1 rRNA gene (running past one end of the window) is annotated in these 1112 nt (G+C 56.6%); it reads right to left on the bottom strand.

Annotated elements, in window-relative coordinates:
• Positions 1 to 1112: ribosomal RNA gene (locus ABZ810_RS47580) — 23S ribosomal RNA — on the bottom strand (its annotated part extends 1133 nt beyond the left edge of the window); the annotation flags it as partial.

Raw genomic sequence — 1112 nt, 5'->3', positions numbered from 1 at the left:
TCTTAGCATCAGCGGGTTCAGCGTTGGCGCATACCAGCGGGTACGGGAATATCAACCCGTTGTCCATCGACTACGCCTGTCGGCCTCGCCTTAGGTCCCGACTTACCCTGGGCGGATTAGCCTGCCCCAGGAACCCTTGGTCATCCGGCGCAAGAGTTTCTCACTCTTGATTCGCTACTCATGCCTGCATTCTCACTCCCGCACCCTCCACCCCTAGGTCACCCTGAGGCTTCACCGGATACAGGACGCTCCCCTACCCATCCAAGAATCACTTCTCGAATGCCACGGCTTCGGCGGTGTGCTTGAGCCCCGCTACATTGTCGGCGCGGAATCACTTGACCAGTGAGCTATTACGCACTCTTTCAAGGATGGCTGCTTCTAAGCCAACCTCCTGGTTGTCACAGCAACTCCACATCCTTTCCCACTTAGCACACGCTTAGGGGCCTTAGCCGATGATCTGGGCTGTTTCCCTCTCGACTACGAAGCTTATCCCCCGCAGTCTCACTGCCACGCTCTCACTTACCGGCATTCGGAGTTTGGCTGACGTCAGTAACCTTGTAGGGCCCATTAGCCATCCAGTAGCTCTACCTCCGGCAAGAAACACGCGACGCTGCACCTAAATGCATTTCGGGGAGAACCAGCTATCACGGAGTTTGATTGGCCTTTCACCCCTAACCACAGGTCATCCCCCAGGTTTTCAACCCTGGTGGGTTCGGGCCTCCACACCGTCTTACCGGCGCTTCACCCTGCCCATGGCTAGATCACTCCGCTTCGGGTCTACAGCATGCGACTAAAAACGCCCTATTCAGACTCGCTTTCGCTACGGCTACCCGCCACCGGTTAACCTCGCCACACACCATAACTCGCAGGCTCATTCTTCAAAAGGCACGCCATCACGAACACAAGAACCGAAATCCCTGTGAGGACGCTCTGACGGCTTGTAGGCACACGGTTTCAGGTACTATTTCACGACCCCTCACCGGGGCACTTTTCACCTTTCCCTCACGGTACTGGTCCGCTATCGGTCATCAGGAAGTATTCAGCCTTACCACGTGGTCGTGGCAGATTCACACGGGATTTCACGGGCCCCGTGCTACTCGGGAACACACCCA

The sequence above is a fragment of the Spirillospora sp. NPDC047279 genome (genome assembly GCF_040643285.1).
Taxonomy (GTDB): Bacteria; Actinomycetota; Actinomycetes; order Streptosporangiales; family Streptosporangiaceae; genus Spirillospora.
This window is presented reverse-complemented; position numbering and strand designations above follow the sequence as displayed.